Origin of the sequence: Methylobacterium frigidaeris, from assembly GCF_022179185.1 — a bacterium.
Lineage (GTDB): Bacteria > Pseudomonadota > Alphaproteobacteria > Rhizobiales > Beijerinckiaceae > Methylobacterium > Methylobacterium frigidaeris.
Map to the genome: position 1 here is coordinate 270211 of NZ_BPQJ01000001.1, position 25182 is coordinate 295392.

The following is a 25182-nucleotide window of genomic DNA, read 5'->3' on the forward strand; positions in this document are numbered from 1 at the left end:
GGATGCGCGAGCGTTTTCGCGACATCGGCACCAGAAGAAACGCCGCCGATCGATGATGTTTTGTCGCGCCCTCGCGCCATCCGGCCGCCCTGCGGAGACGATCGCGCCTCCGTAATGGCCGTGCCGTCACGGCGACGATTGGGACGGCGTTGCTCGGGGCGGACATGTTCGCTAAATGTTCCTAAAGAGTCACGCCCATACAACTTTGCCCTGTCGGCGGATCGGCGCCGGCCCTGGCCCCGGAGCCCCACATGAGCACCCCCGCCCTCCTCGATCCATCGACCCTGCTCGAACGGCCCGGCCAGCGCCGCAGCGCCGTGCGAAGCGCCACGCCCCGGCGCGGCGCCGTCCTCGCGCCGGCGGTGCCGCGCCCGGCCCTGGTGGCGGATTTCCTCGCCATCGCGGCCCTCGACCCGGCGGTGGAGCGCCTGCGCGCTGCTCCCGCGGCGATCCGCCTGACGCTCGGCGATACGGTGGTGGAGCACGCCGCCGATTTCGAGCAGGTGCGCGCCGACGAGCCGGGCCTGCTCGTCGACGTGGTGGCCGAAGGCGATCTCGGGCACCATCCCTTCCGCACCGCCTACGTGGCGGGCGAGCCGGTCGTGGCCGAGGATGGCCGCCGCTTCGTCATCGAGAGCGCCGCGACCCTGCGGGCCGAGCCGCGGATCTCAACCGTGCGCCTGATCATGGCCTGCCGCCGCACCTACGTCTCGGCCGGCGACCGGGTGCGGATCCTGCACCACCTCGACGAGTGCGGCACCGGCCGCCTGGTCGAGTGCGCCGCCATGGCGATCAACGCCCAGGACGGCGTCGCAGCGGTGCTGGCCCTCGCCGTCGAGGGGCTGGTGGCGGTGGATATCAGCCGCCCGATCCTGCCGGAGACGCCGGTGCGGCGGCGGGCCTTGCCGTATCCGGATCCGTTCGGGTTCTAAGCGGCTTGACCTCGCGGCCCGATTCGCGGTTTCATCGTGGCTGGGCCGATGCAGCCCGCCGCCTGCGCCCAATCCGGGGTTCGGTGAATGCATCGTTGCGAGGCGCATCCGTCCTTCTCCCGTCCGTCGGGCGAACCGGTCAGCAAGGCAGGCACTGATCCCACTGGTTCGCCCGCGAGCAGGGGATGGGATCATGCGCACCTATCGCGACGCCAAGGCGATGGCGAAGACCCTTCGCGAGGAACTGGGCCGGCGGGGCACGGCCCTGTCCCACGGCGAGTGCCTGGAGATCGTCGCGCGCCAGTTCGGCCTCGACAATTGGAACATCCTGTCCGCCCGCCTCCCCCCTCCGCCGGAGCCGGTGCGGAGCGTGGCGCTGGTGCGGCCCGCCGGATGGATCGTCTCCGGATCGAAGCCGCACCTCTACGACATGGGCATCGATCCCGACACGGCCTATGGGGGTGGCCGGGCGGCGCTGATCCGCTGCCGCTACGCCGAGGACGATCCCGCCTATGCGGCGATGGAGAAGGGGTTCGCCACGCTGATGCAGAGCATCGCGGCCGCCCCTTTCTGCGGGCGCCGGGTCTGCCTCAGCGCCGATCTGCGGGTGCAGGACGTGGTCGGCGCCGCAACCCTGTGGCTGCGGGCCGATGCCGCGATCGGCCGGAGCGTCGCCTTCGACAACATGGAGGAGCGGGCGGTCGACGGGCCGCTCACCGGCACGCAGGGCTGGACCGGCCGGCGCATCGTGCTCGACGTGCCGGCCGAGGCCGAGACCCTGCATTTCGGCTTCTATCTCAGGGGTAGCGGCCGGGCCTGGGCGGGCGGCTTCGCGCTGCGTGAAGCGTCCCCCGAGGACGCGGCCACGGTGCTCGCCCGCATCCGGCCTGTGCCGATCAACCTCGATTTCGCGCAGACGGCGGAGGGGATGGCGACTTCGGGCTGAACGCGTTCCCCCGCCGCGGCGTCGCCGGTTTCCTGGGGGAAAATGGCCGAGGCATAGCCCGGTCGCGTCGAAGCGATCGGGCGTCGCCCCTGGCGTCGTCAGGCGCCTCTCTTCGCCACCGCCGCATCGGCCAGAGACCGGATCGCCGCCCGCACCGGTTCCGGCGTCTCGTCGCGGACGAACTTCGCCTCGATCTCCTCGCGGATCAGGGCACCGTCGTCGGTCCGCGCGAGGTCGGTCGTGGTCTCGGCCTGCAGGAGGGAGACGAAGGCGCTCTCGACCCGGCCGATCGCCTCCGGCGACGCGTCGGCGGCGACCTGACGGCCGGTGAGGTCGAACACGTCCGTGGCGTGGGGCAGGCGCTCCTCGCTGAGCGAGAGGTCGCCCGACAGCACGAAGGCAGCCGGAACGTGGGCGATCAGGTCGATCGAGCCGCGGGTGATGTTGCCCGGATTGAACCACAGCGTGTCGCCGATCCGCACCGGCGCGTGGCGCTTGTGGACGTGGCCGTTGAGGGCGAGCGCACAGCCCTGGATCGCCGCCGGCGGCACGGCGCCGGGGTAGCCGGCTCCGAATGCGAGGTCGTGATGGGTGAGCCAGATCGTGTGGTCGGCGCCCGGGAAGAACCCGCGGGCATCCGACGGGATCGCCTGCCCGAAGGGCGTGGCGCCGAGGCCGATCAGGCGCCCATCCACCCGGTACAGCGCCGCCGGGCCGGATTCCGGCACCGCGTCGAGGACGTCGCTCACCGCCAGCATCGCCAGGCTGTCGCCGTCCGACAGGCGGGTGTGGCGGATGTCGTGGTTGCCGACATTGGCGAGCGGGCGGTGGCGAAAGCCCTTGAGGACCCGGATCAGGCGCGACTTCAGGCTCTCGTCCGGCTCCACCGGCCGCTCGAAAAGGTCGCCAAGGAGCAGCGGCGCGAGGTCCCGCGCGTTGGCGAGCGCCACGCAATGCTCGAGCTTGGCCAGAACCGGCGCCGGCCAGTCCGGGTCCTTGCGCCGGCCGGGCCGGCGCGACGAGACGTGCGGATCGCCGATGACGAGGAGACCGGTGCACGGAACCGGCGCGGCGTCGAGCCGCTCGCGTCCGAGAATCATGCCGCCTCCCCCGACTGGGCGTGGCGGTGGCCGGTGAGGAGGGAGGTGGGGGCGGCCGGCGTGCCGCAGGCCGGGCAGCGCCCTCCGGTCGAGGCCAGCACCTGCGCCATCTCGGCCTCCGCCGCCGCGAGGCCGTCCCGGGCGGCGGTTTCCCGGGCCCGCGCCTCGGCGAGGTGGCGGCCGATCTCGGCGAGGCGGCGCGCCGTCGCCGCGGCGTCGGGCCGGAGCACCGGCTGGAGCGGCGCCGGCAGGTCGCGCAGGGCCACGGCCCGCCCTTCCGCATCGGCGAGGCCGCGCGCCAGGCGTCGCAGCCGGGCGGCGTGGGCGGCGGCCTGCGCGGTGTCGCGCGGCAGCGGCGCGTCCGACGGCAGGTCGGCCAGGGCCGCCCCCCTCCCCCGCGCGGCGGCGAGGTCGGCGGCGGCGGCGAGCACGCGGCGGCCCACGCCTTCGCGGTTGCGCGCCTCGGCGAGGGCGCGTCCCAGCTCGGCCCCGACCTCCGGCCCCGGCAGATCCGTGAGCGCCCGTGCCCGGGCGGCGGCGCCGGCCGCGAGGCGGGCGGCACGGGCCAGCCGATCGGCCAGGGCCGCGCGATCGCGCAGCCGCGCCGCCGCTTCGGCGAGGCCGGCGGCCTGATCGTGCAGCCCGTGCAGGGTCTCCGCCAGGGCGTCGAGCCCGTCGAGGACGGCGAGCGCCTCGCGCAGGCGGGTGATCTCGCGCTCGCCTTCGCGGATCGTGCGCTGGTCCTCCGTGACGCGCTCGCGCTGGAGTGCCTGCATGTCGCGGATCAGCCCGGCCTCGCGGCCGATCGACAGCACGGCCGAGCGCCGGGCCGGCTTCTCGCCCAGCAAGAAGACCGGGAACTTCTGGTGCGCGACGTGCACGTCGAGCTCCTCGACCCGGGTGATGCCGTAGAGCCGCTCCACCCAGGAAGGCACGTCGCGGCCGCCGGTCTCGAACGTCGTGCCGTTCTCCTGCACCAGCGATCCGTCCGCCTCGTGCAGCGACCACAGGTTGACCGGCGTGCGCTTCGGCTGGCGCACGTAGCGCAAGGTCCGCCCGCCGGCGACGCCGATCTCGACCCGCGCCGCGCTCGCGCCGGCCCGCACCAGGCTGTCGCGGACCTCGCCGTAGAATACCGCCCGCAGGGCCCGGATCACCGTCGACTTACCGTAGTTGTTGGGCCCGACGAGGGCGTTGACGCCGGGCGAGAGCGGCAGGGTCGCATCGCAGAAGCCCTGGACGTCGATCAGGCGCACGAAGCGGAAGCCCGGCATCGCGGGCGTCCACTGCGCCGCGCATGCCGCCGCCGGCCCCTCGATCGCGACCCCCGTCTCGGGCCGCCCGGCGATGCGGCTGACGGTCAGGCCGGCGTCGAACCCCGCGACGTCGTGGTGCGAGATGGCCAGGCACTGCACCCCGAGCCGGGCGGCGCCGTCGTCGAGCACCCGGTAGAAGGCCGGCACCCGCTCGGGCGCGATCCAGCAGTCGGCCTCGTCGAGGGCGAGGAAGCGGCCGACGCCCGCCTTGACCACCGCGATCAGGCGGAGCGCCATGCCGACCACGTTGGTCATCGCGCCGCCATTGTCCTCCAGCACGTCCTCGCGCCCACCATCCGGGCGCTCGACCCCGATATCGAGGGCCGGCAGGCCGCGCTCGGTGGTCAGGTCGAGACGCACCGGCTTCTCGCCGGGCAGCACCTCCTGGACGAGGGCGGTGAGAAGGGTCTCGAAGGTCGCGACGCTGCGCCGGTTGGCGTCCTGCTGCAATTCGCGCAGGTAGGTGTCGACGGCGTCGCGCTGCGCGAGTCGGCCCTTGGCGGTGGCCACCGCCTTCGTCCGCTCCGCGAGGGCCTTCCGGTCCCCGTCGCGGGTCGCCTCCAGGCGGGCGAGCAGGCGGCCGGCACGGGTCAGCGCGTCCTGGATGTCGGCAGGGGTCACGGCGGAGGCGTCTCAGCGGCCCGCATCAAGGGCATCGAGGCGGTCCTGGACGGATCGCAGGGACTGCGCGAAAGCCTCGACCCGGCGGGCATTCTCGGCCCTCGCCTCCTCGATCATCCGGCGGATCTCGGCCTCGTCGTCGGTGCCCAGCTCCTCGCGGGCCTGGGCCCGGGCGGCGGCCAGCTCGGCGGTCAGTCGCTCGACGTCGCTCTCGGCCCGGATCCGGTCGGCGCGAAGGCGCTCATAGGCCGGCTGCAGCGCCTCGAGGCGGCGCAGGGCCTCGACGTCCGGGCTCGGGTCCCGCGACCCCGGCTCCTGTCCCTTGCGGCTGCGCTCCATCTGGCTCCTCGTCGTCATGGGCGTGAGGTGGCATTCCGCCCGCGCTTTGGCAACGCTGCGCAGGCTCGAGAAATGTTCGTCGATCCCTGTTGACGACCTGTGCAAATCAGCCCAGTGTTCCGGAAATGTTCCACACGACGAGCCGGTCCGCGAGGCGGCGCGGCGTCGCGGCGGTACCTTGGGAGACCCGCATGGAGACCACCCGCCCGGACGACGCCGCGGCCGAGGCTGCCCCGCTGTTCGAGAACCGGGACTGGCGCCTCCACGCGGACGGCCTGGAGCACCGGGAGACCGGTTACTTCATCGACCGCGACACGCTCAACGCCCGGCGGCCGGACGGCCATTGGGAATGGCCGCTCCATCTCTCGGAGAAGAGCTGGTGCGGCGTGCGCAGCTTTCGCGAGGCGTTCTCCGCCGCCCTCGACGCCTTCGGCATCGCGCCCGACCGCAAGCTCACCCTCTCCTTCGCGCTGGGCTTCGGCACCCGGGTCGGCGGCGCCGCGCCGGACGCCTTCGTGCCGCTCGCCGACCTCGTGCGGCCCCGCGCGCCTGCCCCGCGTGCGAGTGCCGCGTTCCACCCGCTGGTGGCGGCGAGCGCCTGAGCGCTCTCCGCTCGAACACTCTCCCCCAGCGTGGGGAAATGCTCTAGAGCCCGCCCCGACGGCATCGTGCGGGGAGTGGGCGGTCGTGAGCGAGCACCGCAGTGTGGAGATCATCGTCCGGGGCCGGGTCCAGGGGGTCGGCTACCGAGCCTGGACCAAAGGCGTGGCGGAGGCGCGCGGCCTCTCCGGCACCGTACGCAACCGGCACGACGGCAGCGTCGAGGTCCGCCTCGCCGGGCCGGCGGAGGCCATCGCCCAGATGATCGAGGCCTGCCGCCAGGGCCCGCCCGGGGCAAGGGTCCAGGACCTCTCGATTCAGGATCTCTCGGTTCAGGATCTCTCGGCTGATGCGCCGTCGCGGGCCGCCGCCCCGCGCGGCGTGCAAATCCTGCCGACCGCCTGACGGGGCCCGGCATGCACCCGGATCTGGGCTTGAGCAGCTTCTCGTTCGTCGACCTCGCCGCCCTGATCTGGTTCCTGGCGGCGTGGTTCGGCTATTCCTACGCGGTCGAGCACCTGTCGGGCGGCAAGCGCAGCCTCAACGGCATGATGAACCGCTACCGCCACGCCTGGGCCGACCAGCAGATCGTGCGCGAGAACCGGGTGGTCGACACCACCATCAACGCCTCGCTGCAGAACGGCACCGCCTTCTTCGCCTCGACGGCGCTGATCGCCTTGGGGAGCGCGCTCACCCTGTCGCGCTCCGCCGACGACGCCCTGACCCTGTTCTCCACCCTCCCCTTCGGCGCGCCCATGACCCGGGCGGTATGGGAGATCAAGGTGGCGGGCCTCGCCCTGATCTTCGTCTACGCCTTCTTCAAGTTCGCCTGGGCCTACCGGCTGTTCAATTACGGCGCGATCCTGATCGGCGCGGTGCCGCCGCGCGGCGGCGACCCGGCCAGGATCGAGCGCGCGGCGCGGCGGGCCGCCGCCATGAACGTGGTGGCGGGCGGCCACTTCAACCGCGGGCAGCGTGCGTTCTTCTTTGCGCTGGCCTATCTCGGGTGGTTCGTCAGCGCCTACGTGCTGTTCGTCACCACCGCGATGGTGCTCACCGTGATGTGGCAGCGCCAGTTCGCCTCCGACGCCCGCCGGGCCCTGCAGGATTACGATGATCCCTGACGATTACGAGATCGAACTCACCCTGGTGCGCCTCGTCACCGATCGCGGCGCCGACAAGACCGTCTGCCCCTCCGAGGTCGCTCGCGCCCTCGGCGGACCCCACCCGGACGGCTGGGGCCCCCTGATGCAGCCGGTCCGCCGTCAGGCGGTGCGGCTGATGAAGCAGGGCCGCATCGCCATCCTGCGCAAGGGCAAGGTCGTGGCGGATCCGGACGACTTTCGCGGGGTCTATCGGCTGTCGTTGCCACGGTAGCGGGGTCACGGCCCCGGAAACACCACCTCGGTGTAGCCCGAGGCGCGGTACGCCACGAGGCCGAGCCATTCGCGGACCGCGATGTCGAGCTCGAACAGCCCGTCCCCCGCGGTCGAATGGATCGCGACGGCGCCGGGGCCGGTACGGTAATCGACCGGGTAGGCCGTCACCGCGAAGCCGGCGCGCCGGAAGCAGCCCATCGCCCGCGGCATGTGCCAGGCCGAGGTGACGAGGAGCCAGCGCTCGCCCGGCTTGGGCTTCACCAGCTCGGCGCTGAAGGCGGCGTTCTCGTGCGTGTTGCGGGAGCGGTCGTCGTAGGTGATCCGCTCCGGCGAGATGCCGAGCGACGCCGCGTGACGGCGGACGATCGCGGATTCCGACACCGCACCGTCCCCGGTGAGCCGGCCGGACCCGCCGGCGAAGACCACCGTCGCCGCGGGGTGGCGCCGGGCGAGATCGCCGAGCGCGATCATGCGCTCGCCGGCATCGTTGAGCACCATCTGGTCGCGGGAGGCCGACAGCCCGGTCTCGACCGCGCCGCCGAGCACCACGATCCCGGCGACGGGCGCGCCATCGTCGCGGAACTCCGGGAACCGGTTCTCGAGCGGCCCAAAGACGAGGGAGGCCAGCGGCGAGACACCGCCGACGAGGAGGATGAGGCCGGCGGCGGCCGAGAGGGCGAGGCCGAGGCGCCGCCAGCGCACGCCGAGCCCTGCCCCGGCGAGCACCAGGAGCAGGAGCAGGTTCGAAGGCGCCGTGAGGAACCACAGCACCTTCGAGAGCACGAAGAACACCGGGAAGGTCCCGGTTCAGGGGCAGGTCAGGCCTTGCCGGTCTCCGCCTCGTAGCGGGCGCGGGTCTCGGCGTTCGGCGGGTAGAGGCCCGGCAGGGGCAGCCCCTTGTCGACCTCGCGCATGATCCAGAGCTCGAGGCGTTCCTGCTCGACGGCGGCGAGCGCCACCTCCTCGGCGAGGGCCGCCGGGATCAGCACCGCGCCGTCGCCATCCGCCACCACGATGTCGTCGGGATAGACCGCGACGCCGCCGCAGCCGACCGGCTCGCCCCAGCCGACGAAGGTCAGCCCCGCCACCGAGGCCGGGGCGGCGACGCCCGAGCACCAGACCGGCAGGCCGGTGCCGTCGACGCCCTCGCCGTCGCGCACGACGCCGTCGGTGACGAGCGCCGCAACGCCGCGCTTCTTCATCCGGGCGCACAGGATGTCGCCGAAGATGCCGGCATCCTGCACCCCCATCGCGTCGACCACCGCGATGCAGCCCTCGGGCATCGCCTCGATCGCCGCGCGGGTCGAGGTCGGGCTCGACCAGGATTCGGGCGTCGCCAGATCCTCGCGGGCCGGCACGAAGCGCAGGGTGAAGGCCGGGCCGACCACCCGCTGCCCGGCGGCGAAGCGCGGCATCGGCCCGCGCATCCAGCAGCGGCGGATGCCCTTCTTCAGCAGCACGGTGGTGAGGGTGGCGGTGGTGACGGCCTGCAGGGCGTCGAGGAGCGTCTTGTCGAGCGGCATCGGGCCTTCGGGGGCGTGGGGTATCGGACGAATCGAGACCTAGCCGATCCGGGGCGAGGCGGCCACGCCGTCAGCGCATGGCCCCACAACAGCTCAGCTCAGGGGCGGCAGTGCCGCCGCGGCGGCGGGCCGCGTGCGGATGCGCTCGTACCAGGCCCGCAGGGCCGGCCGCTCGATGCGCGGCACGTCGAGATGGAGCCAGCGATGGGTGGCGGCGCCGAGCGCGATGTCGGCTGCGGTGAAGCGGTCGCCGACGGCGTAGGGCCGCCCCGTCAGGTGCGCGTCGAGGATCGCCGCGCAGTCCTCCGAGGCCGCGACCGACCGGTCGATCACGGCCTGGTCGCGCTGCTCGGGTGGGGTGCGCACGGTCTGCCAGAAGGCGTCCCGAGTCGAGGGCGTGAAGCGGGTCGCCTGCCAGTCGAGCCACTGGTCGACGAGCGCCGCCGCCTGCGGCTGCTCCGGCCACAGGCCGCCGCGATCGTGGCCGCGGGCGAGGTAGCGCAGGATCGCGTTCGATTCCCACAGGACGAAGCCGTCCTCCTCCAGCACCGGCACGAGGCCGTTGGGGTTGAGCGCGACGTAATCCGGATCCCGCACCCGCCCGAAGGCGCCGCCGGCCTCGACGCGCTCGTAAGGCAGCCCCAGCTCTTCCAGTCCCCACACCGCCTTCTGCACGTTGACGGAGCTCAGCCGCCCCCAGAGCCTGCGCATGGCGTCTCCTCCTCCTTCGGTGGGTAGGCGTGTGATCCGCCCTTCGGGTCGGTGACGGTCCAGCCCGCGGGACCTCCCGTCAGGTAGCCCGGCCCGACGGGCACCTTGCCGTATCCGCCGGGGATGTCGAGGACGTAGGTCGGCTGTGCCAGCCCCGACACCCGGCCGCGCAACGAGCGCATCAGGTCCTGGCCGTGATCAAGGGTGGTGCGCAGGTGGCCTGTGCCCGGGGCGAGGTCGCCGTGATGCAGGTAATAGGGCTTGATCCGGTTCTCGACGAAGGCCCGCATCAGGGCCGCCAGCGTGTCGGGATCGTCGTTGACTCCGGCCAGCAGCACCGACTGGCTCACCATCGGGATCCCGGCATCGATCAGCCGCGCGATGGCCGCCCGGGCGGCATCGGAGAATTCCCGCGGGTGGTTGGCGTGGAGCGCCACGAACACCGCGCCCTCGAAGCCCTTCAGTGCCCCGATCAGCGCAGCGTCGACCCGGGCGGGATCGACCACCGGCACGCGGCTGTGCAGGCGCAGCACCCGCACGTGCGGGATGTCCTTCAGGGCGGATGCGATGCGGCCGAGGCGCCGGGGCGAGAGCACCAGGGGATCGCCCCCTGTGACCACCACCTCCCAGATCTCCGGATGGGCGGCGATGTAGGCGAGGGCCGCGTCAAGCTCCGCCTCGGTGAGGCTGCCCTGCCCCTCCGGCCCCACCACCTCGCGGCGAAAGCAGAAGCGGCAATAGACCGGGCAGACGTGAAGGGGCTTCAGGAGCACCCGGTCGGGATAGCGATGGACGATGCCGGGCAGCGGCGCATGGGCCTCGTCGCCGATCGGGTCGGCCCGCTCCTCGGGGGCGGTGACCAGTTCCTCGGCTCGCGGCACGAATTGCCGGCCGAGGCCGTCATCCGCGTCGGCGATCAGCTCGGCCACCTCCGGGGTGATCGAGACGGCGTAGCGCGCCGCCACCCGTTCGAGCGCCGGCAGCCGCTCCGCCGGCACCAGGCCGCGGCCAGCGAGGTCGCCCGCGCTGCGGATCGATCCGCTCACCGGGGAGCCTCTGCCACGGGGGTCCAGATCACGTCCTCGATCCGGCGGGCGCCGGTCGCCAGCATGACGAGCCGGTCGAAACCGAGCGCGATGCCGCTCGCCTCCGGCATCTGCCCGAGGGCGGCCAAGAAGTCCTCGTCGAGGGGATAGCGCTCGCCGTAGACCCGCTCCTTCTCGTCCATCTCGGCGGAAAAGCGCCGGCGCTGCTCGTCGGCGTCGGTCAGCTCGCCGAAGGCGTTGGCGAGCTCGACGCCGCAGCAATACAGTTCGAAGCGCTCCGCCACCCGCGGATCGGCCGGGCTCGGCCGGGCGAGGGCGGCTTCGGGGATCGGGTACTCGCACAGGATCGTCGCCCGGCCGCGACCCAGCGCCGGCTCGACCCGCTCGACCATCACCCGGCTGAACAGGTCGGCCCAGGTGTCGTCGGGCGCGGTGCGGATCCCGGCGGCCTGGAGCGCGGCGGCGAGCCCGGCCCGGTCGGTGCTGCCGTCGGGCGCCACCGTTGCCAGGAGGTCGATGCCGGCGTAGCGCCGGAAGCCCTCCGCCACCGTCAGGCGCTCCGGCTCGGCGAACGGATCGGCCTCGGTCCCGCGCCAGTTGACGCGTCTTGCGCCCGTGGTCTCGGCGGCGAGGGCCAGCAGGGCGGCGCAGTCCCGCATCAGGCTGTCGTAGGTCTCCCCCGCCCGGTACCATTCGAGCATGGTGAATTCCGGATGGTGCAAAGCCCCGCGCTCGCGGTTGCGGTAGACGGGCCCGAGGCTGAACAGTCGGGTCTCGCCCGCCGCCAGCAGCTTCTTGCAGGCGAATTCCGGCGACGTGTGGAGATAGAGCGGCAGCAAAGCCCCGTCCGGCCCGATCGCCGTGGTGGCGAAGGCCGAGAGATGCGCCTCGTTGCCGGGCGAGACCTGGAGGATGGCGGCCTCGACCTCGACGAAGTCGCGGGCTGAAAACCACGCCCGCAGGGAGGCGGCGATGCGGTTGCGAGCGATCAGCCGCGGCCGGCGGTCGGCATGGACGTGGGGGGCCCACCAGGGCGAGGCGGAGGTCATGCGGCGGGTATCATCGGCGAGGTCATGGGACAGCGGGCGACTGGCGGTCGCGCCTGAGATGCGATAGGGCGGGCCGAAGGCATCCTCTGCCGGCGCGGCGCGCGAAGCCCGCGGCTTGGCGGACGCCGCCGCTTTCTGTCAACGCTTCCAGTCCAGGATTCGCCCCGTGCCGAAGGTCATCGCCAGCTCTCTCCGCAAAGGCAACGTCGTCGACAAGGACGGCCGGCTCTATGTGATCCTCTCCGCCGAGAACATCCATCCCGGCAAGGGCACCCCGGTCACCCAGCTCGACATGCGCCGGATCACCGACGGGGTGAAGGTCTCGGAGCGCTACCGCACCACCGAGCAGGTCGAGCGCGCCTATGTCGAGGACCGGGAGCACACCTTCCTGTACAGCGACGGCGAGGGGTTCCACTTCATGAACCCGGAATCCTACGAGCAGCTCGCCGTGCCGGAGGACGTGATCGGCGACCAGGCCGCCTACCTGCAGGAGGGCATGGCGGTGATGCTCTCGACCCATAACGGCGTGCCGCTGGCGATCGAGCTGCCCCAGCGGGTGACCCTCGAGGTGACGGACACCGAGCCGGTCACCAAGGGCCAGACCGCCTCCTCGTCCTACAAGCCCGCCACGCTCTCGAACGGCGTGCGCACCCTGGTGCCGCCGCATATCGGCACCGGCACCCGCATCGTCGTCATGACGGCCGACGGCTCCTACGTCGAGCGCGCCAAGGATTGATGATGACGGGCAGGGGCTAGCCCCCGCCCGCATCCCTGAAGCAGGTCCGCGACACCGCGATCGCCCGGGCCTGCTCCTCGACCTTGTAATCGCCGCCGGCCCGCCACAGGCCCTCGCCGCGCAGGCGCACCAGCACGCAGCGCGCCGCCACCCGGCAGGCCCCCTCGCCGCCCCCGGCCTCGGCGCAGTTCGCCCGGTACTCGCGCAGGAACTGCGCCTCCCCCGCCCGCGGATGCGGCCCGGTCAGCGCCGCGACCCCGTAGAGCAGCCCGAGCAGCAGGGGCTGGTGCACGAGATAGACCGCGAGGCTGTGCCGCCCGGCGAGCGTGGCGAGCCGCCCGACCCGGTCGCGCGGCACCCAGGCCCCGAGGCTCGAGGCCGCCAGACGCGGCAGACCGAGCCGGCCGAGCCCGACGCCCGCCAGCACGAAGCCGAACCATGGAAACAGCGGCACGTAGTCGTTCGTCGTCGGCACGGTGGCGCCGAGCCCGAGGACGAGCAGCCCCGGCGCGTCGAGGAGGGCCGGCGCGCCCGCGAGGGCGGCGAGCGTCGGCCCGGCGAAGACGAGCGCGGCGACGAGCGCGACCACGGGCAGCGGCGCCGCGAGCGCCGGCAGCGCCAGCACGCTCGACAGGGCGATGCAGTGCAGGATGCCGAAGAAGATCCACGAATCGGGAAACAGCCAGCGGGTGGCGAGGGAGATCAGCCCCGCCGCCAGGGCGATGCGCCCGAGGCGCGCCAGGTAGGGGCGCCACCACCCGGAGCGCCGGCCCCGCGCCAGGACGAGGCTCACCCCGACCAGTACCAGGAAGCTGCCGGCGATGCCGTGCGCCGCCGCCCGCCCGGCCGGCGACAGGGCGGCGTTCCCGGGCGTCAGCCGCAGGAAGCCGAGGTCCCAGATCAGGTGGTAGAGCGCCATCGCCAGGAGCGCGACGCCGCGGGCGAGATCGATGACGGCGAGGCGCCGGGCCGGCGCAGCGGAAGGGGGCGGAGTCTGAATCGGGATGATCTCCGGGACGGCGGACGGGTGCCGTCATAGCCGAGCCAGGCGCTCCTGCCCGCCCCTGCGGCCAAAACGCGCAGCGTTGGATGCGGAAGCGCCTCTCGTGCTGCAATCCCCACGCGCTTCCGCGAATGTCTGCCTCCCGGGATTGCAGAATGGACACGGCCGAGGCGAATCCGGCGAGGACATCGCCCATCCGGCGTCTCAACTCGGCCGATTTGGGCTTCCCCGAAGTCATGACTTTGTTAATCTGCCGGTGAAGCGCGCGACGCGATTCGAGTGGGTTGCTTACGATGTCGGACGAGTTCGGTTCAGGCCCTGCCTGGGAACGGCCGGTGGGCGCGTTCGGAGAAGGCGCGCGCGACACCCGGCCCGGGCTCGACGCGGCGGTGGAACGCCCGACCGAACTCGTCGAGGTCAGCGGCCGCATCAAGTGGTTCGACGTGGCGAAGGGGTTCGGCTTCATCGTGCCGGATAGCGGCGCGCCCGACGTGCTGCTCCACGTCACCTGCCTGCGCCGCGACGGTCATCAGAGCGCCAGCGAGGGCGCCCGGATCGTGGTCGAGGCGGTGCAGCGCCCGCGCGGCTGGCAGGCCTTCCGGGTGGTCTCCCTCGACCAGTCGACGGCGACCCACCCGGCGGAATTGCCGATGCCGCGCACCCACGTCACCGTGGTGCCGACGAGCGGGCTCGAGACCGCGGTGGTGAAGTGGTTCAACCGCCTGCGCGGCTTCGGCTTCCTGAGCCGCGGCGACGGCACGCCGGACATCTTCGTCCACATGGAGACCCTGCGGCGCTACGGCATCGCCGAGCTGAAGCCCGGCGAGCACGTCATGGTGCGCTACGGCGACGGCTCTAAGGGCCTGATGGCCGCCGAGGTGCGCCTGCTGACCGAAGCGGGAGCGGGAGGGGGACCGCCCTCGTCCCACTGAGCCGCGGGCGCCACGAGGCATTTTCGATTCGCCTGTGTTTCCGGCGGCGAAGCCCCATCCCCTTCGCACCAGAATGCGCTAGCTCACGCCTATGTCGCTCCGCTTCGCACGGCCTCTCGCCGCCTCGCCGCGTCGGCTCCTCGCCGCGCTCGTCCTCCTGCTCCTGCCGGCACTGGCGCCCTCCGGTGCCCTCGCCGACGGCCCGTTCGAGCCGTTGACCATCGCGTCCCGCTCCGGACGCCACACCTTCCAGGTCGAGGTGATGCGCGACGATGCCGGGCGGGCTCAAGGGCTGATGTTCCGCCGCACCATGGCGCCGGACCGCGGCATGCTGTTCGACTTCGAGCGCACCGCCCCGGTGGCGATGTGGATGAAGAACACCTACCTGCCGCTCGACATGCTGTTCATCCGCGCCGACGGCACGGTGGCGCGCATCGCCACGGATACCGAGCCGCTCTCGACCCGCACCATCCCGTCCGGCGAGCCGGTGCTCGGCGTGCTCGAGCTCAATGCCGGCACCGCCGCGCGCCTCGGCCTGCACCCGGGCGACAGGGTCGAGCACCCGCTCTTCCGCGGGCGCTGAAGACATCCGGCGGCGCGCCGCCGGGATGCCCGCGTCAGAAGCCGCGGTTCGAGATGCTCGGGATCGACGGCTGCGTGAAGACGCGGTTCACGTCGGGCCGACGCTGCGTCCCGTTGGTGTCGTTCGAGCGCACGTAGTTCTTGGTGTCGAAGGTCTCGGCGAGGCCGGTGCCGCGCGAGTCGTTGGTGCTGGTGCAGGCGGCGGCGAGACTCGCGAGGGTGAGCGCCGCAGCGATACGAAGGAGACGCATGGAAGATCCTGACTTTCCGGTTTCTCGAACCGCGGGCTTCGAATCGAAGGCGTCTTGGCTCTGACAATCCGGCCGGGGTGCCCGGCTGCCGCTCCCCCGTCAAGGCATCGGCGGCCCTGCCGGCGGTAAACCTCTCTCCCTGTGCCCCCCGCGCCGCGGTGCGCGGAATGTGTGGAGGGCTGCGATTCTCCGGCTGGCGGAGTCCCGAGCTTTGCGCGAGAGTCCGGGCCGATGAGCAACGTCGTTCCCCTGCTGCGCCCGCGCCCGGCGCCCGATGCCGCCGCCCGCGCCACCGCAGCGGTCGTCTCCGACCTGGTGACGATCGCCGAGCAGCTGCACGACATCGGCGCCCGCGCCGCCGCCCTCGGCCGACCGCGCACGGAGGCCGAGCGCACGGTGCAGATGGTGCTGGACGCCGTGACGTCGATCGAGCGCGCCCTCGATACGATCACGGATGGCGGGGATTTCACGCCGTTCTGAGCGGCCAGCCGCGCATGTCCGTCTCGGTCCGCCGCCTCTCCCCCACCGACATTCCTCTGCTGCGTGACCTCAACCGGCTGTTCGGCCAAGCCTTCGAGGATTCTATCGGCTACGGCTCTGCGCCACCCAGCGACGCGTATCTGGCGGACCTGCTGGCGAAGGAGCACGTCTTCGTGCTGGTCGCCCTCATGGAGGGGGACGTGGCGGGCGGCCTAGTGGCCTACGCCCTCGACAAGATCGAGCAGGCCCGGCGCGAGGTCTACGTCTACGACCTGGCGGTCGACGCGCCGCATCGGCGCCGGGGCGTTGCCACGGCCCTCATCGAGCACCTGCGGGCTACCTGCGGCGCCACGGTGATCTTCGTCCAGGCCGATCCGGGCGACGAGGCCGCCATCGCGCTCTACACCAAGCTCGGCGAGCGCGAGGACGTGCATCACTTCGACATCCCGGTCGCGCCGAGGGCGTGACGGCTCAAGCCCCAGCGTCGAGCACGCTGCGGAACACCGCGCCGTAATGGCAGGCCGCCGCCGCCAGCACGAAGCCGTGCCAGATCGCGTTCTGGAACGGCAATTGCCGCCAGACGTGGAAGATCACCCCGAGGGAGTAGAGCAGGCCGCCGGCGGCCAGCAGCCACAGGGCGCCGGGCGACAAGGCGGCGATGACCGATTCGTAGGCCATCAACCCGCTCCAGCCCAGGGCCAGATAGAGCGCGATCGCCAAGCGGTCGAAGCGGCCGGGCAGGGTCAGCTTGACGGCGGCGCCCGCCACCGCCACGAGCCAGATCCCGGCGAGCAGCCCGAAGGCGAAGCCGTCGGTGCCGACGAGAGCCACGAGCGGCGTGTAGGTGCCGGCGATCATCAGGAAGATGGTGGCATGGTCGGCCCGGCGCAGGCGCCATTTGAGCCGGCCGACCGGACACATGTTGTAGGCCGCCGAGGTGCCGAGCATCGCCACGAGGCCGGCGGCATAGATCGCGACTGCGATCTTCTCCGACGGCGCGAGGGTCGAGAGGGCGGCGCTGATCGTCAGCGCCAGGGCGCCGATCACGCCCAGGCTCACCCCGACCACGTGCACGACGCCGTCCGCCAGCAATTCACGGGGCGTGTAGGTCCAGGCGAGGCTCAAGGGACGGCCGTCCGGGGCGAAGCGCGGGACGGGAGCTGAGGACACGTCTGGGTAAGACTCCTGCACAGACATCGGGCCTCCGCGGCTCGGGTCCGGGAGACGGCCTCCCGGTTGATCGAAGTTAAAGCGGAAGCATGAACGTGGGACGAACGTTCCCGCGTCCTCACGCCGCCCGCGCGGTGGCCGCCGGCGACCGGGACAGCCGGGCCTCGCCGGGCACACGGCAGAGCCGGGCATGGGCGCTCACCATGCCGAGCACCAGCATGGCGGCGACCTGGTGGGCGAGGGCCGCCCAGAGCGGCACCACCAGGAGCAGCGTCACGATGCCGAGCGCCGCCTGCGCGGCGACGAGGCCGGCGAGCGCCGTCGCCCGCCGCTTCGCGCCGGTGCCCGGCAGGGTGCGCCGCGCATCGACGGCGTGGAGCACGGCGAGGATCAGCAGCGCGTAGGCGGTCAGCCGGTGGTTGAATTGCACCAAGGCGACGTTGTCCACGAAGTTCTCGATCCAGGGCGTGCCAGCGAAGAGACCGCCGGGAACGAGGCCGCCATCCATCAGCGGCCAGGTGTTGTACGTCAGTCCCGCCTTCGAGCCGGCCACGAGACCACCGAGCGCGATCTGCACCAGCACCAGAACCATCAGGGCGAGGGCGGTCCGCGAGAGCCGCGCCGGCACCACCTCGTCGCGACGCCGGTCGAGACCGGAGGCGATCCAGACGAGGCCTGCGTAGATCGCGCTCGCGAGGGTCAGGTGCAGGGCGAGCTTGACCGGCGCCACCGCAATCATGCCGGGCTGGAGGCCGGAGGCGACCATGATCCAGCCCACCGCCCCCTGCAGGCCGCCGAGCACGCCGAGGCCGAGCAGGCCGAACCCTAAGCGCCGGTCGATCTGCCCGCGCCACCAGAAGACCAGGAGCGGCAGGAAGAAGGCGAGGCCGATCAGGCGGCCGAGCAGCCGGTGGCCCCATTCCCAGCCGTAGATGAACTGGAACTCGGACAGGCTCATGCCCTGGTTGAGCAGCTTGTACTGGGGCGTCGCCTGGTACTTGGCGAATTCCTGCGCCCAGGCCTCGGCCGAGAGCGGCGGGATCGCGCCGGTCACCGGCTTCCACTCGGTGATCGACAGGCCGGAGCCGGTCAGCCGGGTCGCGCCCCCAACCGCCACCATCGCCACCACCAGGGCGGCCATGACGAAGAGCCAGGTCCGTACGGCGCGGCGGGACCGGGGCGCTGCGGCGGCGGGCGCCGCTTGCGGGGCGAGGCTGATCGAGGAGGTGCTGCTCATGGGGGTCCGCTTAGCGGCGGGGAGCGCTCCCGCGCAACGTCCTGCGGTGCCGCACCAGGCTATGGCCTCACTCGGCCATGGTCGCCCGCGAGACCCGGCATGACCCGGAGCCCGCTCTCGCCCGGCATCCGAAAATTCCTGTGCCGACTCCCCACCTGTCCTAATTGACAGACAGCAACCTGTCTTCATAATCGGACAGGTAGGCGCGGTCAGATCCCGTGGGGATCGCGCCGCGCCGCCCACGAAGCAAGCCGCGAGCCAGGGATGGCCCCGTGACCTCCGTGATCGAACCGCACAAGGCGCGCCGGCTCTACCTGCTGCTGCGCGACCAGATCACCAGCGGCCGGCTGCCTCCCGGGGCGCGGCTGCCCGGCGAGCCGGCGCTCGCCGCCGAGCATGGCTTGGCGCGGGTGACCGTGCGGCGCGCCCTCGATCTCCTGGCCGGCGAGGGGCTGGTGCGGCGGCGGGCCGGGTCCGGCACCTTCGTGCAGGGGTCGGCCGGTCCCCGGCCGGTGGTCGGCGACCTGCCGAACCTGCTCTTAGGGTTGATCGCCATGGGCCGGGCGACCGGCGTGCGGCTCCTGTCCTTCGAGTACGTCGCGGCCCCGGCGGCGATCGCCGAGGCGCTGCTGCTGGAGCCCGGCGAGCGGGTGCAGCGCTCGGTGCGCGTCCGCCTGATCGACGGCCAGCCCTTCTCCTACCTCACCACCCACGTGCCCGAGCGGGTCGGCCTCTCCTACTCGGAGGCGGATCTCGCGGCGACGCCGCTCCTCGAATTGATGGAGCGCTCCGGCGTCACCGCCGACCGGGCGACGCAGGCGATCGGCGCGACGCTCGCCGGCCCCGAGGTGGCGCAGGCCCTCGACCTCGAGGTCGGATCGGCGCTCATCGACCTGACCCGGGTGGTGTTCGACCCGTCCGGCCGCGGCGTCGAGCACCTGCACGCGCTCTACCGGCCGGACCGCTACGCCTTCCAGATGGACCTCCTGCGCACGGGTGACGCCGGCGAGCGACGCTGGACGCCCGCCATCCCCCGCCCGGTCAAGCCCGAGACCCGTTCCCGCTCCGCCCACAGGAGGCCCGCCCCGTGACCTCGATCCTCGCTCCGTCCCGCCGCGCCGTCCTGCGCACCGGCCTCGCCGCCTCCTCCCTGGTGGCGATGCCGGCGATCCTGCGGGCCCAAGGCGCGGCCGTGAAGCTCGGCATCATCCAGCCGGTGACCGGGGCGCTCGCCAATGACGGCGACCTCGGCAAGCTCGGCGCCGAGCTGGCAGTGCAGGACATCAACGCCGCCGGCGGCCTGAAAAGCCTCGGCGGCGCCAAGCTCGAGATCGTTTTCGCCGACAGCCGCTCGAATCCCGAGACGGCGGCGCAGGAGACCGAGCGCCTGAACGGCGAGGGCGTGGCGGCGGTCGTCGGCGGCTTCGGCAGCGGGCTCTGCGCCACGGCGAGCCAGGCGGCCTCGCGCTACGACCTGCCCTACCTGATCGATGTCGGCGTCGCCGACCAGCTGACCCAGCGCGGGCTCAAGAACACCTTCCGGTTCTCGCCGAGCTTCGGCATGGTGACGAAGAGCGCCCTGGAGCGCCTCGTCGCGCTCAACGACGCCGCCGGCAAGCCGGCCCGCACGGTGGTGATCGTGCACGAGGACGGGCTGTTCGGCTCCGGTCTCGCCAAGCTGCTCCAGGCGGAGTTGCCGAAGCTCGGCTTCGAGATCCTCGAGACCGTGTCGCATCCGAGCCCGGCCCGCGACATGGCGAACGTCGTGCTGCGCATCCGCTCGCTCCAGCCCGACCTCGTCATTCCGTCGAACTATTATGGCGAGTTCGTGCTGCTCGCCCGCACGATGCAGCAGCAGCGCGTCCGCCCGAAGGGCATCTACGCGATCCTCGGCGGCGGCGCCTCCTCCTTGCGTTTCGTGAAGGAGTTCCCGCAGGCGGCGGAGGGCGTGATGGATTGCAACCACTGGCCCGACCCGAAGAACCCGCTGACGGCAGAGCTGCGCAAGCGGACCGAGGCCGCGGGCCGCGCCTTCGCCTACAACGTGCCGATGAACTACTCCGCCGTGCGGCTGATGGCCGAGGCGATCGAGAAGGCCGGCGCACCCGACCGGCTCAAGATCATCGAGGCCCTGTCGACCCAGAGCTTCGCCAGCGGCGTGATGCCCTACGGCCAGTCGAAGTTCGCGGGCGGCCAGAACACCAGCGCGCTCCCGCTCAACACCCAGGTCCAGGGCGGCGACGTCAAGGTGATCGCGCCGGAGGCCTTCGCCGAGGCCAAGGCGAACTTCCCGCTCAAGGCGTGACGATGTACGCGCCCCAGATCCTGATCGAGGCGGCCCTCAACGGCCTGATGACGGGGGCAGTCTATGCCCTCATCGCCCTCGGGCTGACCCTGGTCTACGGGGTGCTGCACATCATCAACTTCGCGCACGGAGCGCTGCTCACCGTCGCGATGTTCGCGGTCTGGGGCGCCTTCGCGCTGTTCCACGTCGATCCGTATCTCGCGATGCTCGGGATCGTGCCGCTGATGTTCGGCCTCGGCTACGGGCTCCAGCGCTTCGTCATCGGCCCGGCGAGCCACGGCAGCGACAACAACGTGCTGCTCGTGACGCTCGGCCTGTCGATCGTGCTGGAGAACGCGCTGCTCGCGCTGTTCCGCTCCGACACGAGGGCGCTCGACTCCGACGCCGCGCTCCAGGTGGTCGAGCTCGGTCCCCTTCTCCTCTCGACGCCGCGGCTGATCGGCTTCGTGGCGGCGCTCGCCGTCACCGGCCTGCTCTGGCTCCTCCTCGAGCGCACCGATACCGGCCGGGCGATCCGTGCGGTGGCGCGGGAGAAGCTGGGGGCCCGCCTCGTCGGCATCGAGGTCGATCACGTCTACGCCGTCACCTTCGGGCTCGGCTGCGCGTGCCTCGCCGTCGCCGCCTGCCTGCTGATGCCGACCTACTACGTCAACCCGCGCTCCGGGGCCGCCTTCGTGCTCGTCGCCTTCACCATCGTGGTGCTGGGCGGCATGGGGTCGATCGCCGGGGCGCTGGTCGGCGGGCTCGTCATCGGCGTGGTCGAGAGCTTCTCCGGCCTGCTGCTCGGCGACAGCCTCGGGCAGATCGGCATCTTCCTGATCTTCATCCTGGTGCTGCTGGTGCGGCCGACCGGCCTGTTCGGAGCCCGCGCATGAGCGCCCGCGACCTCCTGCCCCTCATCCTCGTTCTGGCGGTCCTCGCCGCCCTGCCCTTCCTCGGGCTGTCGGGCAGCGCCCTCAACTTCCTCGTCACCACGCTGATCATCGCGCTCGCCGGCCTCGGCTGGAACGTGCTCGGCGGCTTCGGCGGCCAGTACTCCTTCGGCCACGCCGCCTTCTTCGGCACCGGCGCCTACGCCACCGCGGTGCTCCAGATGAAATTCGGCTGGAACGCCTGGGGCGCGCTCGGCGCCGGAATCGGACTCGGGGCGCTCGTCGGCCTCGCCATCGGCTATTTGAGCTTCCGGGCGGGCCTGCGCGGCTCCTACTTCGCCCTCGTGACGCTCGCCTTCGCGGAAGTCTTCCGCATCCTGGCGAACACCGCCGACATCACCGGCGGCGCGGCCGGCCTGCTCCTGCCCCTGCGCCCGGGCGTCGCCTCGCTGCAATTCGCCGACCGGCGGCTCTTCTATCTCCTCGTCCTCGCCTTCGTCGGCGTGGCGCTCCTCGCCTCGCGCTGGCTCGAACGTTCGCGCTTCGGCGCCCACCTGATCGCCGTGCGCGAGAACGAGGAGGCGGCCCGGGCGCTCGGGGTCGATGCCCTCTCGGTGAAGCTGCGCGCCATCGCGCTCTCGGCCGCGATCACCGCGGCGGCCGGCGGGCTCTACGTGCAGTACTTCCTCTACCTCGACGCGGGGGTGGCCTACGGCACCTGGATCTCCGTCGAGGCGCTGCTGGCGCCGATCGTCGGCGGCATCGGCACCGCCTTCGGGCCGCTCGTCGGGGCGCTGGCCCTCCAGGGCCTCGGCGAGGTCACCAAGCACCTCGCCGGCGGCATCCCGGGGGTCGATCTCGTGGTGTTCGGCGCCTGCCTGATCGCCGTCATCGCCTTCGCGCCGCAGGGGCTCCTGGGCCTACGCCGCCGCAGGCGCACCGTTCCGGTGGGGGCCTGACCCGATGCTCGCCGTCGATTCCCTCACCAAGCGCTTCCAGGGCCTCGTCGCGGTCGACCGCGCCTCCCTCGGCGTGCCGGCGGGCTCGATCACCGGGCTCATCGGCCCGAACGGCGCCGGCAAGACCACCCTGTTCGGGATGATCTCGGGCTTCCTTCCCCCGAGCGAGGGCCGGGTGCTGTTCGAGGGCGAGGACGTCACCGCGGAGGCGCCGCACCTGCGGGCGCGCCGCGGCATCGCCCGCACCTTCCAGATCGTGCAGCCCTTCGCCGGGCTGACGGTGGCCGAGAACATCGCGGTCGGCGCGTATCTCCGCCATCCGCGCCGCGCGGACGCGGTGGCGAAGGCCCGGGAGGTCGGGCTTCGGGTGGGCTTGGGCGACCAGCTCGACAAGCCCGCCTCCGACCTCACCGTCGCCGGGCGCAAGCGTCTGGAGGTGGCTCGGGCGCTCGCCACCGAGCCGCGCCTGCTCCTCCTCGACGAGGTGCTGGCGGGCCTGAACCCGTCCGAGATCCGCGACATCCTGCCGGTGGTGCGCGCGATCCGCGACGGCGGCGTCACCATCCTGATGATCGAGCACATCATGCAGGCGGTGATGACCCTGTGCGAGGAAGTCTTCGTCCTCGCGCAAGGCAAGATGATCGCGTCGGGTCCGCCGCGGCAGGTCTGCGCCGATCCGCACGTCATCGAGGCCTATCTCGGCAAGGGCGCGGCCGCCCGCATGAAAGCCGAGGAGATCGCACATGCTTGAGGTCTCCGGCCTTCGCGCCGGCTACGGCGCCACCGAGGTCCTGCGCGGCCTCGATCTGAGCGTGCGTGCCGGTGAGATCGTCGCGGTGCTCGGCGCCAACGGCGTCGGCAAGACGACGCTCAACAAGGTTCTGTCCGGCATCGTCTCGGCGCGCGCCGGCGAGATCCGCTTCGACGGCACGCCGATCACCACGGCCTCGGCGTCCGCGATCGTCGAGGCCGGGCTGATCCACGTGCCGGAGGGACGCAAGATCTTCCCGAACCTCAGCGTGCGCGAGAACCTGGTGCTCGGCAGCTACCGCCGCGGCCGGGCGCGGAGGCCTGAGAACATCGAGCGGGTCTTCTCCACCTTCCCGCGCCTGCGCGAGCGGGCGACGCAGGCCGCCGGCACCCTCTCGGGCGGCGAGCAGCAGATGCTCGCCATCGGCCGCGGCCTGATGGCCGAGCCGCGCCTGCTCATCCTCGACGAGCCCTCGCTCGGGCTCTCGCCGCTCCTCGTCGAGGAGATGTTCACGCTCGTCCGTACCCTCAACAGGCAAGGACTGCCGATCATGCTGGTGGAGCAGAACGTGGTGCAGTCGCTCGATCTCGCGACCCGCGCCTACATCCTGGAGAATGGCACCGTCGCGCTGGAAGGCGACGCCGCGACCCTCGCCGCCGACCCGGCCCTGCGCCGGGCCTATCTGGGGCTGTAGCGATGGGCATCGTCACCCCCGGCATCGTCCCGGCCACCACGCTCCTCGCCGAGCTGAGCCCCACCTGGCTCGGCCGCTGGACCGCCTTCGCGGCGGATCTCTCACCCGCCGACCTGCCCGAGGCGGCGGTCGAGCGCGCCCGCCTCGTCCTGCTCGACTCCCTCGGCGTCATCGCCGCCGGGATGCGCGAGCCGGAATGCCGGGCGCTCGCTGAGCGCCTCGCCGCCCGCCGCAAGGGCGAGGCCCCGGCGATCGGCAGCGGCCTGTCCCTCGACCCCCGCGACGCCGCCCTCGTCAACGGCGCCGCCGGCACGACCCTGGAGCTCGACGAGGGCAACCAATATGCCCGCGGCCACCCGGCGATCCACGTCGTCCCGGCCGCGCTCGCCGCCGCGCAGGAGGTTGGCGCCTCGGGTGCCGACCTGATCGCCGCCCTCGTCCTCGGCTACGAGATCGGCGCGCGCATCGGCATCGCCTCGAAGTTGCGGGTGACGATGCACCCGCACGGCACCTGGGGCACGGTCGGTGCCGCGCTCGCGGTGGCGAAGCTCCACGGCGCCGACGCCGCGATGATCGGCCGGACGATCGGCCTCGCCTCGTCCCTGGGCTTGAGCACCAGCCGGCGCACGATGCTGGAGGGGGCGACGGTGCGCAACACCTATGCCGGCTTCTCCAACCAGCTCGGCCTCACCGCCTGGGACCTCGCCGAGAGCGGCTTCCTGCCGGAGCGCGACGGGATCGGTACGGTCTATGGCGGCATCCTCGCCGAGGATTTCTCGCCCGAGGCGATGGTGGAGGATCTCGGCACCCGCTGGGAGATCGCCCGCAACTACTTCAAGCGCCACGCCGCCTGCCGCTACACCCACGGTGCCCTCGACGCCCTGGCGCAGATCCGCCTCGATGCCGGCCCGCTCGACCCGGACTCGGTGCGCTCGGTCGAGGTCGCCACCTATGTCTGGGCGGCGCAGCTCGACCATCCGGCGCCCGAGACGATGCTGGCGGCGAAATTCTCCCTGCCCTTCGCCCTTGCGACGGCCCTGGTGCGGGGCGCCGCCGATACCGACGCCTTCCGCGACGAGGCGAGGTCCGACCGCCGAATCCTGTCCCTCGCCCGCCGGGTGATGGTGCAGGAGGACCCGACCATGACGGCGCAGCTCCCGTCCTTGCGTCCGGCCAAGGTCACCCTGACGCTGGCCGACGGCCGCAAGCTCACGGCCAAGGCCCTGACCAACCGCGGCGACACCGAGGACCCGTACTCGGCCGACGACGTGCGGGAGAAGTTCCGGGCGCTCGCCGGGCCGGTCTGGGGGGCGGAGCGGAGCGACAATGTCATCCGTGCGGTGGCGGGGCTCGACCGGGCCGTGGGGATCGAGGAGTTGCTGGCGCTGGTGGCGTGAGCGCTGCTTTGCGGACACGGCTCAATGGTCGCCAATCGTATGAGATGAGACACCTCGAACAGCGTTGAGCGACACGAAGATCAAGCTCAGGCGAACAACAGAAAAGCACAGGATTTCCCCTCTCCCCGCGGGCGGAGAGAGGGTGAGGGGGAGGTGCCGGAAGAGCCTCGTCCGGAAACACCCCCTTACCCTCGGCTGCCGCCTCGTTTCGCCCCCGACGAGGGGGGCGAAACCCTCTCCCCGCCCGCGGG

At 72.2% G+C, this 25182-nt stretch carries 29 protein-coding genes and 1 pseudogene; 18 read left to right on the top strand and 12 right to left on the bottom strand.

The features are described 5' to 3' along the window. Window positions 1–251: 251 nt before the first annotated feature. Window positions 252–932, top strand: coding sequence for a hypothetical protein (locus tag MFF64_RS01350; protein ID WP_238189220.1), 681 nt, complete (start codon window positions 252–254; stop codon window positions 930–932). 193 nt (window positions 933–1125) lie between these two features. Further along, window positions 1126–1275: pseudogene (locus MFF64_RS01355) on the top strand (glyoxalase superfamily protein); the annotation flags it as partial. 701 nt (window positions 1276–1976) lie between these two features. On the opposite strand, the gene MFF64_RS01360 reads toward MFF64_RS01355, so the two are convergent. From MFF64_RS01360 to MFF64_RS01370, 3 genes are read right to left on the bottom strand one after another with little or no spacing between them, the layout of a single operon-like run. After that, window positions 1977–2978 (bottom strand): hypothetical protein, encoded by a 1002-nt coding sequence (locus MFF64_RS01360; RefSeq protein WP_099902245.1) that lies wholly within the window; start codon window positions 2976–2978, stop codon window positions 1977–1979. Continuing rightward, a complete protein-coding gene (locus MFF64_RS01365) occupies window positions 2975–4915 on the bottom strand; it encodes an AAA family ATPase (protein ID WP_238189222.1) in 1941 nt (646 codons plus the stop codon). The genes MFF64_RS01360 and MFF64_RS01365 overlap by 4 nt, the downstream gene beginning before the upstream one ends. 12 nt (window positions 4916–4927) lie before the next feature. Next, on the bottom strand, window positions 4928–5254 hold the full coding sequence (locus MFF64_RS01370) for a hypothetical protein (protein ID WP_099905302.1): 327 nt from the start codon (window positions 5252–5254) through the stop codon (window positions 4928–4930). A 191-nt stretch (window positions 5255–5445) separates the two neighbouring features. Here MFF64_RS01370 and MFF64_RS01375 point away from each other — a divergent pair, with 191 nt between their 5' ends. The 4 genes from MFF64_RS01375 to MFF64_RS01390 all read left to right on the top strand — a co-directional run bounded on the left by MFF64_RS01375 (window position 5446) and on the right by MFF64_RS01390 (window position 7231). Beyond that, complete coding sequence (locus MFF64_RS01375) at window positions 5446–5856, top strand: hypothetical protein (RefSeq protein WP_099905304.1); 411 nt, start codon at window positions 5446–5448, stop codon at window positions 5854–5856. Window positions 5857–5941: 85 nt separating this feature from the next. Next, complete coding sequence (locus MFF64_RS01380; protein WP_099905306.1) at window positions 5942–6259, top strand: acylphosphatase; 318 nt, start codon at window positions 5942–5944, stop codon at window positions 6257–6259. Between the two features lie 11 nt (window positions 6260–6270). Next, a complete protein-coding gene (locus tag MFF64_RS01385) occupies window positions 6271–6978 on the top strand; it encodes a DUF599 domain-containing protein (RefSeq protein WP_099905309.1) in 708 nt (235 codons plus the stop codon). Further along, window positions 6968–7231 carry a DUF3253 domain-containing protein gene (locus tag MFF64_RS01390; protein ID WP_165795800.1) on the top strand — a complete coding sequence of 88 codons (264 nt, stop codon included), beginning with the start codon at window positions 6968–6970 and terminating at the stop codon, window positions 7229–7231. Before MFF64_RS01385 ends, MFF64_RS01390 begins: the two co-directional genes overlap by 11 nt. A gap of 5 nt (window positions 7232–7236) precedes the next feature. Here MFF64_RS01390 and MFF64_RS01395 read toward each other — a convergent pair whose 3' ends face one another. From MFF64_RS01395 to epmA, 5 genes are all read right to left on the bottom strand, one after another. After that, entirely contained in the window at window positions 7237–8025 is a 789-nt protein-coding gene (locus MFF64_RS01395) for a YdcF family protein (RefSeq protein WP_099905313.1), read from the bottom strand. A gap of 26 nt (window positions 8026–8051) precedes the next feature. Continuing rightward, the gene (locus tag MFF64_RS01400) at window positions 8052–8756 is read right to left on the bottom strand and encodes a ribonuclease activity regulator RraA (RefSeq protein ID WP_232385833.1); all 705 of its coding nucleotides are present in this window, start codon (window positions 8754–8756) and stop codon (window positions 8052–8054) included. 93 nt (window positions 8757–8849) lie between these two features. Then, entirely contained in the window at window positions 8850–9467 is a 618-nt protein-coding gene (locus tag MFF64_RS01405) for a glutathione S-transferase family protein (RefSeq protein ID WP_099902179.1), read from the bottom strand. Next, window positions 9443–10513, bottom strand: a complete 1071-nt coding sequence (locus MFF64_RS01410; protein WP_099902177.1) for a lysine-2,3-aminomutase-like protein — start codon at window positions 10511–10513, stop codon at window positions 9443–9445. The genes MFF64_RS01405 and MFF64_RS01410 overlap by 25 nt, the downstream gene beginning before the upstream one ends. Further along, window positions 10510–11562 carry an EF-P lysine aminoacylase EpmA gene (epmA, locus tag MFF64_RS01415; protein ID WP_238189224.1) on the bottom strand — a complete coding sequence of 351 codons (1053 nt, stop codon included), beginning with the start codon at window positions 11560–11562 and terminating at the stop codon, window positions 10510–10512. The genes MFF64_RS01410 and epmA overlap by 4 nt, the downstream gene beginning before the upstream one ends. A 166-nt stretch (window positions 11563–11728) precedes the next feature. Here epmA and efp point away from each other — a divergent pair, with 166 nt between their 5' ends. After that, window positions 11729–12298: an elongation factor P gene (gene efp, locus MFF64_RS01420; RefSeq protein WP_099901974.1), complete on the top strand. Its 570-nt coding sequence runs from the start codon at window positions 11729–11731 to the stop codon at window positions 12296–12298. Window positions 12299–12314: 16 nt separating this feature from the next. On the opposite strand, the gene MFF64_RS01425 is transcribed toward efp, so the two are convergent. Continuing rightward, the gene (locus MFF64_RS01425) at window positions 12315–13307 is read right to left on the bottom strand and encodes an acetyltransferase domain-containing protein (protein ID WP_273557135.1); all 993 of its coding nucleotides are present in this window, start codon (window positions 13305–13307) and stop codon (window positions 12315–12317) included. Window positions 13308–13594: 287 nt separating this feature from the next. Between MFF64_RS01425 and MFF64_RS01430 the strand changes: the two genes are divergently transcribed. Beyond that, the gene (locus MFF64_RS01430) at window positions 13595–14233 is read left to right on the top strand and encodes a cold-shock protein (RefSeq protein WP_165795787.1); all 639 of its coding nucleotides are present in this window, start codon (window positions 13595–13597) and stop codon (window positions 14231–14233) included. A 91-nt stretch (window positions 14234–14324) separates the two neighbouring features. Then, window positions 14325–14816: a DUF192 domain-containing protein gene (locus MFF64_RS01435; protein WP_099904922.1), complete on the top strand. Its 492-nt coding sequence runs from the start codon at window positions 14325–14327 to the stop codon at window positions 14814–14816. Between the two features lie 34 nt (window positions 14817–14850). Here the strand turns inward: MFF64_RS01435 and MFF64_RS01440 are convergent, their stop codons facing one another. Further along, on the bottom strand, window positions 14851–15066 hold the full coding sequence (locus MFF64_RS01440; protein ID WP_099904920.1) for a hypothetical protein: 216 nt from the start codon (window positions 15064–15066) through the stop codon (window positions 14851–14853). A gap of 231 nt (window positions 15067–15297) precedes the next feature. Between MFF64_RS01440 and MFF64_RS01445 the strand changes: the two genes are divergently transcribed. Together MFF64_RS01445 and MFF64_RS01450 are read left to right on the top strand one after the other, a co-directional pair. Beyond that, on the top strand, window positions 15298–15546 hold the full coding sequence (locus MFF64_RS01445) for a hypothetical protein (RefSeq protein ID WP_099904918.1): 249 nt from the start codon (window positions 15298–15300) through the stop codon (window positions 15544–15546). A gap of 14 nt (window positions 15547–15560) precedes the next feature. Next, the gene (locus MFF64_RS01450) at window positions 15561–16013 is read left to right on the top strand and encodes a GNAT family N-acetyltransferase (RefSeq protein WP_099904916.1); all 453 of its coding nucleotides are present in this window, start codon (window positions 15561–15563) and stop codon (window positions 16011–16013) included. Between the two features lie 4 nt (window positions 16014–16017). Here the strand turns inward: MFF64_RS01450 and trhA are convergent, their stop codons facing one another. Together trhA and MFF64_RS01460 are read right to left on the bottom strand one after the other, a co-directional pair. Then, entirely contained in the window at window positions 16018–16716 is a 699-nt protein-coding gene (gene trhA, locus MFF64_RS01455) for a PAQR family membrane homeostasis protein TrhA (protein ID WP_238189228.1), read from the bottom strand. A gap of 118 nt (window positions 16717–16834) precedes the next feature. Then, the gene (locus MFF64_RS01460) at window positions 16835–17953 is read right to left on the bottom strand and encodes a COX15/CtaA family protein (RefSeq protein ID WP_099904912.1); all 1119 of its coding nucleotides are present in this window, start codon (window positions 17951–17953) and stop codon (window positions 16835–16837) included. Window positions 17954–18225: 272 nt separating this feature from the next. On the opposite strand from MFF64_RS01460, the gene MFF64_RS01465 reads away from it, so the two are divergent. From MFF64_RS01465 to MFF64_RS01495, 7 genes are read left to right on the top strand one after another with little or no spacing between them, the layout of a single operon-like run. Beyond that, the gene (locus MFF64_RS01465; protein WP_238189230.1) at window positions 18226–19044 is read left to right on the top strand and encodes a GntR family transcriptional regulator; all 819 of its coding nucleotides are present in this window, start codon (window positions 18226–18228) and stop codon (window positions 19042–19044) included. After that, the gene (locus MFF64_RS01470; protein ID WP_238189231.1) at window positions 19041–20258 is read left to right on the top strand and encodes an ABC transporter substrate-binding protein; all 1218 of its coding nucleotides are present in this window, start codon (window positions 19041–19043) and stop codon (window positions 20256–20258) included. The genes MFF64_RS01465 and MFF64_RS01470 overlap by 4 nt, the downstream gene beginning before the upstream one ends. 2 nt (window positions 20259–20260) lie before the next feature. Continuing rightward, complete coding sequence (locus MFF64_RS01475; protein ID WP_099903978.1) at window positions 20261–21133, top strand: branched-chain amino acid ABC transporter permease; 873 nt, start codon at window positions 20261–20263, stop codon at window positions 21131–21133. Next, complete coding sequence (locus MFF64_RS01480) at window positions 21130–22089, top strand: branched-chain amino acid ABC transporter permease (protein WP_099903980.1); 960 nt, start codon at window positions 21130–21132, stop codon at window positions 22087–22089. Before MFF64_RS01475 ends, MFF64_RS01480 begins: the two co-directional genes overlap by 4 nt. 4 nt (window positions 22090–22093) lie before the next feature. Continuing rightward, a complete protein-coding gene (locus tag MFF64_RS01485) occupies window positions 22094–22840 on the top strand; it encodes an ABC transporter ATP-binding protein (RefSeq protein ID WP_099903982.1) in 747 nt (248 codons plus the stop codon). After that, a complete protein-coding gene (locus MFF64_RS01490; RefSeq protein WP_238189233.1) occupies window positions 22833–23534 on the top strand; it encodes an ABC transporter ATP-binding protein in 702 nt (233 codons plus the stop codon). The genes MFF64_RS01485 and MFF64_RS01490 overlap by 8 nt, the downstream gene beginning before the upstream one ends. Before the next feature lie 2 nt (window positions 23535–23536). Continuing rightward, window positions 23537–24931, top strand: coding sequence for an MmgE/PrpD family protein (locus MFF64_RS01495; protein ID WP_099906812.1), 1395 nt, complete (start codon window positions 23537–23539; stop codon window positions 24929–24931). The last annotated feature ends 251 nt before the right edge of the window (window positions 24932–25182 follow it).